This window comes from Nannocystis punicea (assembly GCF_026965555.1).
In the GTDB taxonomy this organism is placed as follows: Bacteria; Myxococcota_A; Polyangia; order Nannocystales; family Nannocystaceae; genus Nannocystis; species Nannocystis punicea.
The window spans coordinates 4,492,799-4,506,850 of sequence record NZ_CP114040.1 but is presented as its reverse complement, the minus strand read 5'-3'; the positions used below and the strand labels follow the sequence as shown (position 1 = coordinate 4,506,850).

Annotated in this window: 12 protein-coding genes; 10 read left to right on the top strand and 2 right to left on the bottom strand. The window is 72.2% G+C overall.

Annotation, left to right across the window (positions count from 1 at the left end):
* Nucleotides 1–5: 5 nt before the first annotated feature.
* Complete coding sequence (locus O0S08_RS17435) at nt 6–1,091, bottom strand: hypothetical protein (protein ID WP_269040292.1); 1,086 nt, start codon at nt 1,089–1,091, stop codon at nt 6–8.
* A gap of 132 nt (nt 1,092–1,223) precedes the next feature.
* Here O0S08_RS17435 and gcvT point away from each other — a divergent pair, with 132 nt between their 5' ends.
* The 10 genes from gcvT (at nt 1,224) to O0S08_RS17385 (ending at nt 13,434) form a co-directional block, all read left to right on the top strand.
* A complete protein-coding gene (gene gcvT / locus O0S08_RS17430; protein WP_269040291.1) occupies nt 1,224–2,345 on the top strand; it encodes a glycine cleavage system aminomethyltransferase GcvT in 1,122 nt (373 codons plus the stop codon).
* Between the two features lie 82 nt (nt 2,346–2,427).
* Nucleotides 2,428–2,814 (top strand): glycine cleavage system protein GcvH, encoded by a 387-nt coding sequence (gene gcvH / locus O0S08_RS17425; protein WP_269040290.1) that lies wholly within the window; start codon nt 2,428–2,430, stop codon nt 2,812–2,814.
* A 5-nt stretch (nt 2,815–2,819) separates the two neighbouring features.
* Nucleotides 2,820–3,827 carry a hypothetical protein gene (locus O0S08_RS17420; RefSeq protein ID WP_269040289.1) on the top strand — a complete coding sequence of 336 codons (1,008 nt, stop codon included), beginning with the start codon at nt 2,820–2,822 and terminating at the stop codon, nt 3,825–3,827.
* Nucleotides 3,824–4,993 carry an aminotransferase class V-fold PLP-dependent enzyme gene (locus tag O0S08_RS17415; protein WP_269040288.1) on the top strand — a complete coding sequence of 390 codons (1,170 nt, stop codon included), beginning with the start codon at nt 3,824–3,826 and terminating at the stop codon, nt 4,991–4,993. The genes O0S08_RS17420 and O0S08_RS17415 overlap by 4 nt, the downstream gene beginning before the upstream one ends.
* 5 nt (nt 4,994–4,998) lie before the next feature.
* The gene (locus O0S08_RS17410) at nt 4,999–5,319 is read left to right on the top strand and encodes an MGMT family protein (RefSeq protein WP_269040287.1); all 321 of its coding nucleotides are present in this window, start codon (nt 4,999–5,001) and stop codon (nt 5,317–5,319) included.
* Nucleotides 5,320–5,803: 484 nt separating this feature from the next.
* A complete protein-coding gene (locus O0S08_RS51075; protein ID WP_276082605.1) occupies nt 5,804–8,437 on the top strand; it encodes a cytochrome-c peroxidase in 2,634 nt (877 codons plus the stop codon).
* Nucleotides 8,438–8,611: 174 nt separating this feature from the next.
* Nucleotides 8,612–9,703 carry a hypothetical protein gene (locus O0S08_RS17400; RefSeq protein WP_269040286.1) on the top strand — a complete coding sequence of 364 codons (1,092 nt, stop codon included), beginning with the start codon at nt 8,612–8,614 and terminating at the stop codon, nt 9,701–9,703.
* On the top strand, nt 9,700–10,992 hold the full coding sequence (locus tag O0S08_RS17395; protein ID WP_269040285.1) for an RNA polymerase sigma factor: 1,293 nt from the start codon (nt 9,700–9,702) through the stop codon (nt 10,990–10,992). Before O0S08_RS17400 ends, O0S08_RS17395 begins: the two co-directional genes overlap by 4 nt.
* Nucleotides 10,993–11,326: 334 nt before the next feature.
* Entirely contained in the window at nt 11,327–12,598 is a 1,272-nt protein-coding gene (locus tag O0S08_RS17390; RefSeq protein WP_269040284.1) for an outer membrane protein assembly factor BamB family protein, read from the top strand.
* Between the two features lie 431 nt (nt 12,599–13,029).
* Nucleotides 13,030–13,434, top strand: a complete 405-nt coding sequence (locus tag O0S08_RS17385) for a DUF6841 family protein (protein ID WP_269040283.1) — start codon at nt 13,030–13,032, stop codon at nt 13,432–13,434.
* 47 nt (nt 13,435–13,481) lie between these two features.
* On the opposite strand, the gene O0S08_RS17380 is transcribed toward O0S08_RS17385, so the two are convergent.
* The gene (locus tag O0S08_RS17380; protein ID WP_269040282.1) at nt 13,482–13,994 is read right to left on the bottom strand and encodes a hypothetical protein; all 513 of its coding nucleotides are present in this window, start codon (nt 13,992–13,994) and stop codon (nt 13,482–13,484) included.
* Nucleotides 13,995–14,052: the final 58 nt, after the last annotated feature.

Here is a 14,052-nt window from a genome sequence, read left to right as displayed (position 1 = left end):
CGCGCTCAGCGCGGCGTCTCGGAGCGGCGGTGCCCGCCGAGCTTGAGCTTGATCCCCGCCTGCCCCGGGTCCTGCGCCGGCGGCTCCGGCTCGCTCGCTGGCGGCGCCGGCTCCTCCCCCGCGCTCGCCGCATCGCCGCTCTCGGGCGTCGCCACCGCGACATCTTCCACCTGCTTGGGCTCGGCGATACCGAGCCCGCGGTCGACCTCGGCCAGGCGGTCTTCACGGGCCGCCTGTTCTTCCTTCAGGATCAGGGTGATCCAGCGCTCGTCGGCGAACGACACGGCGCCGTCGGTGGCGACCGTGTACTCGACTCTGGGCGACACCGGGCGGACGAACGAGTTCGGCGCGCGGGGCATCTGGATGTCGCGCAGCACGATCGACAGGCACTCCTGGACCTTCTGCGGCAGCGAGTTGGGCTCGACGCGGCTGACCAGAGTGTTGCCCTCGCGGTCGACCAGGTTGAGGCCTTCGACCGGATACGTGCCGGCGCCGACGCGGCGCTCGAGGCAGCCCTTGCCGCGGATGGCGGCGATCGCCTGTTGCCTGCGCAGCTCGGCCTTGGCTTGCGGCGACTTGTCCTCCGAGCCGTCGCCGAGGCTGACCCAGTAGATCACGTCGAGGTACTGCACCACGCCGCTGCGGTTCTTGATCCACTTGCGGCCCTGGATCGCCTCCATGATGCACGGCTCGATCTCCGGGTCCTTGAAGCCGGTGTCGAGCACCTCCGTGCGCAGCACCTCGCCGTCGGGCGACAGGCGGGTGCGGATCTTGACCTGGCCCTCGGGCACGTCGACGTACGCCTCTTCGCCGTCGCGTTTGCCCCGCTTCATCGTCTCGATCGCGCGGTTGACGAAGCACGCCGCGGCGGGCGGCCGCAGGGCCTGGGCGATCTCGTTCAGCCGCGCCAGGTCGAACAGGTTCTCGGCGCGCTTGGACGGCAGGATGATCACGCCCTCGCTGCTGCTGCGGACCGCCTTTTGGATGTAGCGCGTGCCCTGGCCGAACGAGTTGATGCCGGTCGGCGGCGCGTTTTTTCGGGCCGCGCAGGCGGGTGCGAAGGCGGCGAGGCAGGACGCCAGCGCGGCCATCGGCGCGAAATGCGCCGCACGTCGACGCGGTTTGCTTCCGGGTTCCCTCTCGGAGCGCATCGCACCGGGGTGTAGCACGCCGCGGCCCTTCCCGCGGAAGCCGAAGTTGGGCTATGGGAACGGGGCAGCACCATGGCCGATACGTCTTCGCTCCAGCACACACCGCTTCACGACGCCCACGTCGCCCGGGGGGCCAAGATGGTCGACTTCGGCGGCTGGCACATGCCGTTGCAGTACGAGGGCATCCTGGCCGAGCACCGCGCCGTGCGCACCGCGGTCGGGATCTTCGACGTCTCTCACATGGGCGAGGTCGACTTCACCGGGCCGGGCGCTCTGGCCGCCGTGCAGCGGCTCATCACCAACGACGCCGCCAAGCTGACCGACGGCAAGGCCATGTACACCGCCGTCTGTTACCCCGACGGCGGCATCGTCGACGACTGCATCGTCTATCGGCACGCCCCCGAGTGGTACCGGATCGTCGTCAACGCCGCCAACATCGCCAAGGACTTCGCCCACTTTCAGGAGCACGCGGGCGACCTCTGCGCGATCGCCAACCACTCCGACGACGTCGCGCTGATCGCCGTCCAGGGCCCGCAGGCCCGCGGCCTGGTCGCTCGCCTCGCCGGCAGCGACGCGCTCCTGCAGGTCCCCTCCTTCGGCTTCGCCCCGGCCACCCTCGCCGGCGCCTCGATCGTCGCCGCGCGCACCGGCTACACCGGCGAGGACGGCTTCGAGCTGTTCGTCGAGCCGGCCCACGCCGTCGCGGTGTGGGACGCCCTGCTGGCCGGAGGCGCCGCCCCGATCGGCCTCGGCGCGCGCGACACCCTGCGGCTCGAGGCCAAGCTGTGCCTCTACGGCAACGACATCGACGCCACTACCAACCCGCTCGAGGCCGGGCTCGGGTGGGTCGTCAAGCTCGACAAGCGGGCCCGCGGCGACGACTTCGTCGGCGGCGAGGCGCTGGCGCAGATCAAGGCCCGCGGCAACACCCGCTCGCTCGTCGGCTTCCGCGTCACCGAGGCCAAGAACATCGCCCGCCCCGGCGCCGACATCGTCGACGCCGGCGGCGCCGTGATCGGCAAGGTCACCAGCGGCGGCCCGGCGCCGACCGTAGGCGGCGCCGTCGGCATCGCCTACGTCCCGGTCGGCTTGTCGGCCCCCGGCACCGCCCTCACGATCTCCCAGCGCGGCCGCAGCTTCGCCGCCGAGGTCGTCAAGGGCCCGTTCTACCGCCGCCCCGAGCCCGCCGCCTGAGCCCGCTTGCTGTCCTCGAGCACCTGTTCTTCAGTACCTGTCCTGAAGCACCTGTCCCCGACAACCTGCCCCGAAGTTCACCATGAGCAACATCCCGAGCAACCTCCGCTACACCAAAGAGCACGAGTGGGCCCGCCTCGAGGCCGACGGCACCGTCGTCGTCGGCATCACCGACCACGCGGTCAACACCCTCGGCGACATCACCCTCGTCACCCTGCCGACCGTAGGCACCCGGCTGACCGCCGACCAGGAGTTCGGCACGATCGACTCGGTCAAGGCCGTGAGCGAGCTGTTCGCCCCGATCGACGGCGAGGTGATCGAGGTCAACACCGAGCTCGACGCCTCGCCCGAGGACGTCAACACCGACTGCTACGGCGACGGCTGGATGGTCCGGATCCGCCCGACCGACGCGGGCGCGCTCGACCGGCTGCTCACCGCCGAGCAGTACGAGGCCCTCATCAAGGAGTAGTCGAGATGGCCGCCTGGCTCGCGCTCGCCGCGGCGATCGGCCTCGCGCCAGCCGCGGCCTCGACGCCCGCCCCCGAGGGGCCGGCGCCCGCGAGCCCGTCGGCGCCGTCGACCAGCCCGGCGATGACGCAGCCCGCCGGCCGGCCCGAGGGTCCGAGCCCGGCGCCCGCGAGCCCGGCCGTCCCCTCCGCCCATCCGCACCCGGCCGTCGAGGCCGAGGGCAACTCCCGCGCCGAGCCGCCCGGCGGGGTGCCGAAGATCCCGTCGCCGCGCTCGCTCCGGACCTATGGGACAGGTTCTTTCAAACCTGTCTCGGAGGACACCCTCGGCACGCTCGGCCTGACCCGCCAGCGCGACGGCACCATGATGTACGTCGACGCCGGCAAGCGGTTCACCGCCGTCTTCAACGCCGACGGCACGGTGCGCTTCGGCGACCGCTGGAACCGCGACCAGAACGGCAACAAGGTGAAGGGCTCGCGCGCCGCCCTGCGCCAGATCAACATGGCCGGCCTCGGCGTCTCGGGCCCCTCGGAGTGGCTGGTCAAGCTGCAGGACCTGCTCGGCGGCCCCGAGACGGACGCGGCCGCCAAGCGCGAGTTCCTCGACCGCACCCGCGAGCTCCGCACGCAGATGGCGATCGAGTGGACCCTGCGGACCCTGACCTACCGCCTCGGCACCCTCGAGCGCGAGCTGTTCGAGCTGTGGAGCGCCGGCGGCGAGCCGGCCAAGAAGCGCGAGCTGATCTTCCAGCGCTGGGACGAGTGCGACGAGACCTATCGGGTCGAGTTCGCCGGCGAGGTCCCCGAGGAGGCCATGTCGGAGATCGATCGCACCCGCGCCGACGTGGCCGAGGAGGCGCGCCGGATCATCGAGGGCTTCGTGCGCCGCCAGCTGCCGCGCTCCGGCCCCGACGGCTACAGCAAGCGCGAGCTCGCCGACATGAACGCCCGCCGCACCAGCCGGCAAGAGTTCCGCCCCTACGACATCCACGCGACCAAGAGGACCGCCAAGTGACCCCGATCCGCCCCGAACTCCAGCCGCAGCTGGCCCGCTACCGCGACGACTACCCGATCCTCGCCCACTCGATCTACATGAACAGCAACAGCATGGGCGCCATGCCGCGGCAGGCCGCCGAGATGCTGCAGAAGTACGCCGACGACTGGGCCAGCGAGGGCGTCGAGGTCTGGCCGCACTGGCTCGACGTCATGCGCGAGGCCGCCGACGGCGCCGCGGGCTTCCTGAAGGCGCCGCCCGGGCAGACGATCCTCAACCAGAACGTCGCCTACTTCCAGGCCGCGATCGCGTCGTGCATCGACTACCGGGGCGGCAAGAACCGCGTCGTCGTCGAGTCGCTGCAGTTCCCCAACGTCCTCTACGTGTGGGAGCGCTTCGGCGACCTCGGGGCCGAGCTCGTGCAGGTCCCCTCGGACGACGGCATGACGATCCCGACCGAGCGCATGCTCGAGGCCATCGACGAGCGGACCGCGATCGTCCCGCTGTCGCACGGCATCTACGTCTCGGGCGCGCTGCAGGACATCGCCGCGATCACGCGTCGGGCCCACGAGGTCGGCGCTCTGGTCATGGTCGACGTCTATCAGACCGCTGGCGCCGTCCCGATCGACGTCGCCGAGTGGGGCGCCGACATCGTCGTCGGCGGCAGCCACAAGTGGCTGTGCGGCGGCCCCGGCACCGCCTTCATGTGGATGAAGCCCGAGCTGCGCGAGCGCCTGCAGCCGCGCCTCACCGGCTGGATGGGCCACCAGGACCCGTTCGCCTTCGAGCCGCCGCCGATCCGCTACGCCAGCGACCACCGCCACTTCCTCGCCGGCACGCCGTCGATCCCCGCCTACTACGTCGCCCTCGCCGCCTACCGCAACCTGCACGAGATCGGCGTCGAGCGGATCCGGGCCCACAACCTCGCCCTGTGCCAGCGGATCATCGAGCGGGCCCAGGCCGCCGATCTGGTGATCCACTCCCCGCTGGATCACGAGCGCCGCACCGGCTTCGTCGCCGTCGACTTCGAGGGCAGCGAGGAGGCCAGCAAGCAGCTCATCGAAGAGCGCTACAAGCTCGACTGGCGCCCCAATTGCGGCCTGCGGCTCGGCCCGCACTTCTACAACACCGAGGCCGAGGTCGAGCGGCTCATGGATCGCGTCGTCGCTCTGGCCGGCCGCAGCTAGGCGCCATGCACCCCGACTACGCCCGGATCTACGCCACCATCCAGCGGATCCCCCGCGGCCGCGTCGCCACCTACGGCCAGATCGCCGAGCTCGCCGGCCTGCCCGGCCGCGCCCGCCAGATCGGCTACGCCCTCCACGCCCTGCCCGGCGGCAGCCCCGTGCCGTGGCAGCGGGTCCTCAACGCGCGCGGCGAGATCAGCCTCCCCGGCGCCTCCGGGGCCCGCCAGCGCGCCCTCCTGGTCGCCGAGGGCGTCGAGTTCGGCGACGACGGCCGCATCGACCTGTCCGCGTACCAGTGGCGCCCGCGCCCGGCCCGCCGCCGCTGACATGTCCTTCGGGGCATGTCGCCCGCGTTCGGCCTGCCGCTCAGGACATGTCCTTTAGGACATGTCTATTGCAACCTACCCGTTCGGACATGTCCTTCGGGTCCTGCCGCCCACGAGGACCCGTCCTCAACGCATGGACCCATGACCGCCTGAATCGGCCCGCCGCGATCGACGGTCCTCGCAATTCGTGCGGTCTGTGCAGGGAGCCACGTTCCAGCGACCTCGGGCTCTCGCCGAGACATCATCCGGCCGGCTCTCTAGACCACCTTCGACTACTGTCTCTTGCCGCGGATCGCCGCGGATCGCCGGTACAAGCCGGAATTCAGGCGTTTTTCGCGGCGCCGGGGCCGCATTCCGCCGGACCTCTCGCCAGCCCGCCGACTGAGATGCTCGAGTACGCCGTTCACGCGGCGGCGCCGTCGCAGCCTGGGCCGACATCGCCACGATCACAGCCTTCGCGGCGGTCGCCAGCAATGAACGGAGCATGCGGAAACGACTATGTGGATGGTTCTCCACGCTCGCATGTACGAGCATGGGCCTGGGGGCCCTCGCGTCGACGGCATGCGACTTCGTCTTTCAATGGACAGGCGACGAAGGTCCGGGCCAGGGAGCGCCGGACAAGCCGGACAAGCCGGACAAGCCGGACAAGCCGGACGAGCCGGGGCACCCGGAGGACGGGATACCGGGGTCTCTGGCGAAAGAGAAGCTACCCCCGCTGTTCGACCGTATCACCGGCAAGCCCATCGAGCCCGACCTGATCGTCGACAACGACGCCGCGATCGTGCTGGGCAAGGCCCTGTTCTGGGACATGCAGAGCGGCAGCGACGGCCAGGCCTGTGCCAGCTGTCACTTTGCGGCCGGCGCCGACAACCGCTCGCGCAATCAGCTGACCCCGGGTCTCCTCGGTGGTAACGGCAAATTCGACCCGACCCGCACCGGCGGCCAGGGCCCCAACCTGCAGCTCGTCGCCGCCGACTATCCATTTCACGTCCTGAAGGACCCCGAGGACCGCGACTCGAAGGTGCTCTTCGACACCGACGACGGCACCTCGTCCCAGGGCGTCCGGCGCGCCGACTTCGAATTCGTCACGCCCGGCAAGCTGAACGACACCTGCGAGACCGTGCCCGACCCGCCGTTCCAGGTCGACGGCATCAACGTGCGGCGGGTCGAGCCGCGCAACGCCCCGACCATCATCAACGCCGCCTTCAACTTCCGCAACTTCTGGGACGGCCGCGCCAACCGCTGGTTCAACGGCGTCGACCCGTTCGGGCGCCGCAACAAGGACGCCTTCATCCTCGAGATCAAGAACGGCAAGCCGGTCAAGCGCAAGATCGAGATCGTCAACGGCTCGCTCGCCTCGCAGGCAGTCGGTCCGGTGCTGAGCCCGTTCGAGGCCTCGTGCCAGGGCCGGACCCTGCCCGACGTCGGCCGCAAGCTGGTGCGCGCACCGACCAAGCCGCTCGCGTTCCAGAAGGTCCACCCCGACGATTCGGTCCTGGGCCCGCTGGCGGCCCCGGACAAGGGCCTGAAGGCCACCTACGCCGAGCTGATCGAGGCCGCCTTCGCGCCCAAATTGTGGAAGTCGGACCTCGAGTTCGACCGCGACAGGAAGCTGCTCGACGACGCCGACAAGGTCCCGGCCGACCAGCGCTTCAGCCTCATGGAGGCCAACTTCAGCCTGTTCTGGGGCCTCGCCATCCAGGCCTACGAGCGCACCCTCGTCTCGGACGACAGCCCGTTCGACAAGTACAGCGACGGCCGCGACCCCAAGGCGCTCGGCAAGCGCGAGCTCGCCGGCTTCGACGTCTTCCTGAACCAGGGCAAGTGCGTCAATTGCCACAAGACGGCGATGTTCACCGGCGCCTCCACCCTGCACCTCATCCCCGAGTTCGAGGAGGGCGGTCTCGTCGAGCGCATGCTGATGACCGAGGAGCACTTCCACTACGGCGTGCGCACCAACCCGCCGTTCAAGGTCCTGCCGTTCTCGCAGTGGAAGCCCGGCAAGGGCCAGCGCAAGCTCTCGATCGACGTCGAGGCCACGCCCACCGCCAAGAAGGACGACATCGTCCCCGGCGAGGCCGAGGGCCGGATCTTCCTCAGCAAGGAGGGCGATGACGACGAGGGTTGCACCTACGAGCCCAAGAAGCTGACCTTCGGCGTCGACGACACCAACACGCGGGACGCCCGCATCGACGCCAAGCGCAAGAGCGGCAGCGGCTGCCCCTCGAGCCTGCGGATCACCGCGCTCGACGACGTCAAGGTCAGCGACACCTTCCTCGACTTCGTCCTCGTCCACGACGACGAGGGCACCCTCGTGTTCGTCGGCCAGGGCCCCAGCAGCCTGCTCGACATCCGCGAGCCCGCCCTCTACGACAACGGCTTCTACAACATCGGCGTGCGGCCGACCGCCGAGGACCCCGGCGTCGGCGGGGAGGACCCGTTCGGCTTCCCGCTGTCGTTCACCGAGCAGTTCGTGCAGGAGCTGCTCGGCAAGGACCCGCGCGACCCGTTCGAGACCGACCCGTGCCGCTTCGAGATCCCGTGGAACGTCGTCGTCGACCGGCCGCTGTTCCCCGGCGGCTTCGCCGACAAGACCGACTGCGACGACAAGCTCAAGGTGAAGACCGGGGTGCCCAAGGACAACAAGGCCAACGAGCGCTCGATCAAGAGCCTGCGCACCGCCGTCAACGGCGCCTTCAAGGTCCCGACCCTGCGCAACGTCCAGCTCACCGCCCCGTACATGCACAACGGCGGCATGTCCACCCTCGAGCAGGTCGTCGAGTTCTATAACCGCGGCGGCGACTTCCACCAGAACCGCGAGCTCGACCCCGACATCACCCGCCTCGAGCTCGACAAAGAGCAGCGCAAGGACCTGGTGCTGTTCCTGCAGTCGCTCACCGACCCGAACGTCGTCTTCGAGCGGGCCCCGTTCGACCACCCGCAGATCTTCGTCCCCAACGGCCTCAAGAAGGTCGTCGACGTCGACCCCAAGGACGGCCGCGCCGACGACGACCTGCTCAAGGTCGGCCTCGAGATCCCCGCCGTCGGCGCCGACGGCTCGAAGGAGCCGATCCGCACCTTCCTCAACCTCGAGAAGGACGACCTGCCCGAGCCGTGAGCCCGCGGCTCCTATGTCCTCGAGGACCTTGCCTATTCAACATGTCTTCGAGGACATCTTATTCGTACGCGCCCGCGGCCGCGCGACCTCGCCGAGCGCCGGTCGCGCGGCCGCGCCCTCGCGTCCGCCCGGAGCCGCCGGTCGACGCATGCGTTAGGATGCGTTCACTCGACGATGCCGTCCGTGCTCCTCGCCGCGCTGCTTGCCATCCAGGTGCCCGAGCCTCCGGACGGGGGCGGAATCGACTGGCAGGCGCCCGCCGGCTGCCCCGATCGGCGGGCCCTCGCGGACGCGATCGCCGGCCGCCTCGGCCGTCCGCCGGCCGCCGGTGAGCTCGCCCTGGCCGGCCGGGTCGAGCGGTCCGGCGCCGCTCAATTCCAGCTCGACCTGCGCCTCACCGTCGACGGCCACACCCAGACCCGCCGCCTCACCACGCGCCGCTGCGCCGCATTGGTCGACGCCGCCGCGCTCCTGGCCGCCCTCGCGCTCGACCCCACGGTCGCCGAGCGCGGCCCGCCTGCCGGCGACGTCGCCCCCGAGGTCGAAGCAGTCCCGCCCGACCCGGGAGCCCCGCCGGAGCTCCCCGCCGAAGCGACCGCGAGCGACCCCGCCCCGCCGGTCGTCGACGCAGTCGTCGATCCGGTCCCACCTCCGCCCGACCTGCCGCCCGCGAGCCCGCCCGAGCCTGCGGTCGTCGTCGTCGAGGAGCCGCTCGCCCCGGCCCCGCCGCCGCGACCGCGCAAGCGGGGCCCCGGCGCGCTGCTCCGCCTGTCCGGCGGCCTCGAGGTCGGCGCTCTCCCGGCCCCCACCGCCGCGCTCGACCTCGCCGCCGGCGTCCTGTGGCGGCGCGCTCGCCTCGAGTTCCACGCCGTCCACCTCGTCCCGCAGACCGAGTCCCGCCCGCCCAACGAGGTCCGCGTCTACCTGCTCGCCGGCGGCGCCCGCGGCTGCGCCCGCCTGAGCCGCGGCCGCTTCGAGTTCCCGCTGTGCGGCGGCCTCGAGCTCGGCGGCCTGCGCGGCGAAGGGCGCGGCCCCGGGGCGCGCGCGGCCACTGGCCTGTGGGCGGCCGCGCTCGTCTCGGCCGGCGCCGCCTGGCGGTTCCACCGGCTGCTCGGCCTGAACCTCGCCGTCGAGGGCCGGGCCCGCCTGGCCGCGCCGCGCTTCGACCTCCAGGACGAGCCCGACCGCGTCAACCTGTTCGCCAGCGCCCCGGTGAGCCTGCGCGTGCTCCTGGGCCTCGAGTTGCGCCTCGGAGACCCGCGGTGACGGAATCCCTGTCGGCCGGGGACAGCACCCACGGCCCCATGTTGCTCGCCTCCGACCGGGAAGCGCGTTTTCGCGCCATCTATGACCGCGAGTTCAACTTCGTGTGGTCCGCCGCGAAGTACTTTGGGATCCCCGCGGCCGCCCGCGACGACGTGGTCCAGGACGTCTTCCTCACCGCCTACCGCCGCTTCGATCAGGTCCACTACCAGGTGTCCGAGCGCGCCTGGCTGTACGGCGTCACCCGTCGCGTCGCCTCGCACTGGCACCGCGGCGCCGCCCGCCGTGAGCGCCGGCTCGCCGCCCTGGGCGACCTCACCGGCCACGTCGGCGAGGCCCCCCACGAGCGCCACGACGCCGCCCGCCTGCTCGAGCGCCTGCTCGCCCACCTGCCGCGCGGGACCCGCGAGGTGTGGCAGCTGACCGAGCTGCTCGGCATGAGCGGCCCCGAGATCGCCGCCGAGCTCGAGCTGCCGCTCAACACCGTCTACTCGCGGCTCCGCCTCGCCCGCGCGCGCCTGCTCGAGCTGGCCGCCAACCCCGAGCTGCTGGCCGCGGAGGTCGCCGCCGATCGCCGCCGCAGCGAGGCGCCGCCCGAGGCCGCCCCGCGCACCTGGGCCCTGATGGTCCCGCTGTTCGGCCAGGGCAAGCTCGCCACGGTCGCGGCCGCCTGGGCCACCGCGCGCGCCGGCGTCATGACCACCCTCGTCGTCGCCGGCGCCACCGCCGTCGTCGCCGCCGCGCCCGTGCGCCAGCCCGCCCGCCAGGCCGACCCCGTCGCCGCGCACGCCGAGGACCTGCCCCGAGGGACAGCCACCGGCCGCGCCGGCGACGCTGCCCCGCTCGATCCCGACCTGTCCCCGGAGACAGCCGCCGCCCCGGCATTCGACCTGTCCTCGGGGACGGCAAGCCCGGCGCCCCCGGGGCGAGTCACCCGCACCGCCTACGACCAGCTGCTGGCGCCAGAGACCTCGGCGAAGTCGTCCGGTCGGGACGACCTCGCCCGCGAGGTCGGCCTCCTCGATCGCGCCCGCGCGCGCCTCGACGCCCACGACCCGGCCGCCGCCGCCCAGCTCCTCGACGCCCACGCCCGCGAGTTCCCGCGCGGCGCCCTCGTCGACGCCCGCGAGGCCGCCGCGGTCGAGCTCCTGTGCCTCCAGGCCCGCCCCGCCGAGGCGGCAGCCGCCGCCCAGCGCCTGGCCGCGCGCCTGCCCGACTCGGTGCTCGCCCGCCGCTTCGAGCGCTTCGTCTGCCCGGACGAGCCCGCCGAGATCGCCGCCGCAGACGAGTGATAAGCCTCTCTGGACATGTCCCATGCGACATGCCCATGACGCCATGCTCCTCGCTACATGCTCTCCTCGACATGTCCTATCGTACCTGTACAGCGACTGCACCCCGCCGGTTTCAGCGCGAGTGAAACGCGGCGGCTCGACCTCGCCGCACTCGCGGCTCGCTCGAGACCGCAGGCGCCGGTCTCTGCGCAGGTGAAGCGGCTCCCCGCCCACCCGGCTCGACCTCGCCGCCAGCTCACCGCTCAAGTCGCAGGCGCCGGCGAGCGGCGGGACCGCAGAGCGTCGTGACGGAAACCGCCGCCCACGGGGACGAGCCTGTCCGGAGGTATCTGATTTGTCCCACGCCGCGCGCACCGCCGCTCTCGCTCTCCTCGTCCACCTCGCCTGCATCCCGTCGATCGTCGTCGGGGACGCTCCTCAGGACAGCAGCACGACCGCCGCCCCGGACCTCACCACCGGCGGCGCGACCGGCAGCGACACGCCGACCACCACCACTTCGGGAGAGCCGCTCCCCGGCGTGTGCGGCGACGGCGTCGTCGATCTCGGCGAGGTCTGCGACGACGGCAACGACGAGCCCAACGACGGCTGCGACGCCGCCTGTGCCCGCACCGGTCGCGTCGTCTGGACCTTCGAACCGGAGGGCAGGTTCAGCATCGCCGACATCGCCTTCGCCCCCAACGGCCTGCTCCTCGTCAGTGGCTTCGACGTCGAGCCCCGCCTCCTCGCCCTGTCGCCCGGCGGCGAGGAGCTGTGGCGCAAGACCGTCCCCGGGGTCGGCGAGCTCGCCGTCGACCCCGCCGGGCGGATCTTCATCGGCGCCGGCGAGTTCGTCCACGCCTTCAGCCCCGACCTCAAGCAGCTGTGGAGCGCCGATCCGGCGGAGGAGGCCGAGCTCGCCGGCGTGATCGGCCTCGACGTCCGCGGCGACGGCGTCTACGTCGGCTCCCTCGAGGGCTCCGACCAGCGACTGGTCGTCCGCCGCCACGACATCGTCACCGGCGCGGTGTCGTGGGAGACCCGCACGCCCGAGGGCTTCACGCTCCTCGCCGAGGACCTCGCGGTGGTCGACGATCGCGCCTACGTGGTCGGTCAAGTGAACGACACGGAGGGAGTCACCCGGCCGCTGCTGGCCGCGTTCGACGCCGAGAGCGGCGCCCTGCTCTCGCTCGAGCTCGACGACCCGGTGGTCCGCCCGTGGATCGGCGCCGCCGCGATCGGCGACGGCGACCTGGTGATCGCCGGCGCCGGCCTCGACGCCGACGTCGCGCTCCGCCGCTTCGACCCCGCGCTCGCGGAGCGCTGGACCACCCTCACCGTCGACGACCTCTCCACCATCCCCGCGCGCATGGCCGTCGGCCCGGGCGAGCGCATCGCCGTGGTCGGCCGCTTTCTCCCGGACGAACGCCCTGCGCACGTGCACCTCTACGACGGCGCCGGCGCTCGCCTGTGGCTGTCGAAGTTCGAGCACCAGCCGGGCGAGTGGGGCAACGCCGTCGCCACCGCGTTCGGCCCCGACTTCCTGGCCGTCGCCGGCGTCGTCCACAGCGGCGACGAGGACGCCCCGTTCACGCGAGCGTGGATCCGCCGGTTCGCCGTCGACGAGTGAACCGACGGACATGGCCTGACAGGCATGTCCCCAAAAATAAATCGTGCCGCGACCAGAACCTCGCGCGGCCGCCACTGCGCGGCCCACGTCCACGAACGACCCTATCGACATGGCCTCCAGGTCATGTCCTCGAGAAAACCTCGTCGCCCAGCTCGCGCCGCGGCGCCCGCCGGCCCTGCGCCGGCCCGTCGTTCACGAACGCGCGCAAGGACATGCCCGAAAGCTCATGTCCCAAAGAACACCTCACCACCGCCGGCCCGCGCCGGTGCCGGCCAGCAGCCCCGGCATTGTCTCCCGGCGACCCCGGCGCCGCGCAGGGCGCCTTTTGCGCTCACGCCCTTCCATCGCCCTCGCAGCGGCCCTTCTCCGTCCCTCGCCCGCGCGAGCGACCAGCCGCTTGCCGCGTCGGGTCGCTCACCCATGCCTCGAGCATGACGGCACCGACGAACCCGGAGCGTGACCGCGAGGTCGACGCGTTCTTGCACCTCCTCGGGCGCGCGCTGGTGGAAGGCGACGCCCTCACGGTGGCGACGCTGTACGAGACGCCGGCCTTCGTGCTGGCCGACGCCGGCGCGCAGGCCGTCGCGCGCCGCGAGGAGATCGAGCGCTTCTTCGCCGGCGCGCGCGCGCAGTACCTCGATCGCGGCGTGACGATGACGCGGCCGGAGGTCGAGTCGCGCGAATGGGTCGGCGATCGCGTGGTCCTCGTCCGGGTGTGCTGGCCCTACGTCGACAAGGACGGCCGCGAGGTCGGCCTCGAGCGCTCGACCTACGCCCTCCGCCGCGACGACTCCGGCGCCCTGCGGATCCGCGTGGTCCTGGCCCACCGCGAGTGACCGCCGCCCGTCGATCGCCGACGTGACATCGGTCGTCGGCTGTCGCCTCAGAACCGCAGCGCGCAGCCATCGGCGCCGCACTCGACCCGCTTCCGCTTCATCCGCATCGCCCCGAGCGCGGCGGTGAGGAACAGCGCGCTCGACACCAGCAGCAGCCCCACCGTCACCCCGAGCCCCTGGCGGGTGAGGCGAGTGTCGGCGCCCTCGCGCGGGCTCACCGGCTCGCGCATCGTCGCCGCCGCCACCACGCCGCCGACCAGCAAGCCCGAGGCCGCCACGCTGAACCCCGCGATCCACTTCAGTTTGCGTTTGGCGAACCGCTCGTCGCTCTCCTCGCAGCCCCACGCCGCGCGGATCTTCGCCGCCGTCTCCTCGTCGCTCGGTCCCGGCGCCGGCCCGGCGAACTCGGGCCGCAACGGCCCGGGCGACGGGCACGCCTCGCCCGCCGGCACGCAGCCGCCCGGGCACGCAGTCGCCCCCTCCGGGCACGACTCCGGCCATTCACCGCCCTGCGGCGGCTGCAGCACCAGGGCGACCGAGACCAGCGCAGCGACGACCATGCCCCTCAGCATACACCCGCGGCGAGCGCCGCGGCGCCCTCACCGGTCCTCCGGGACA

Coding starts and splice junctions, on each gene's coding strand:
- O0S08_RS17435 (WP_269040292.1), bottom strand. CDS start 1,091: ATGGCCGCGCTGGCGTCCTGCCTCGCCGCCTTCGCACCCGCCTGCGCG.
- O0S08_RS17410 (WP_269040287.1), top strand. CDS start 4,999: ATGCACCCCGACTACGCCCGGATCTACGCCACCATCCAGCGGATCCCC.
- gcvH (WP_269040290.1), top strand. CDS start 2,428: ATGAGCAACATCCCGAGCAACCTCCGCTACACCAAAGAGCACGAGTGG.
- O0S08_RS17380 (WP_269040282.1), bottom strand. CDS start 13,994: ATGGTCGTCGCTGCGCTGGTCTCGGTCGCCCTGGTGCTGCAGCCGCCG.
- O0S08_RS17420 (WP_269040289.1), top strand. CDS start 2,820: ATGGCCGCCTGGCTCGCGCTCGCCGCGGCGATCGGCCTCGCGCCAGCC.
- O0S08_RS17385 (WP_269040283.1), top strand. CDS start 13,030: ATGACGGCACCGACGAACCCGGAGCGTGACCGCGAGGTCGACGCGTTC.
- gcvT (WP_269040291.1), top strand. CDS start 1,224: ATGGCCGATACGTCTTCGCTCCAGCACACACCGCTTCACGACGCCCAC.
- O0S08_RS17400 (WP_269040286.1), top strand. CDS start 8,612: ATGCCGTCCGTGCTCCTCGCCGCGCTGCTTGCCATCCAGGTGCCCGAG.
- O0S08_RS51075 (WP_276082605.1), top strand. CDS start 5,804: ATGCGGAAACGACTATGTGGATGGTTCTCCACGCTCGCATGTACGAGC.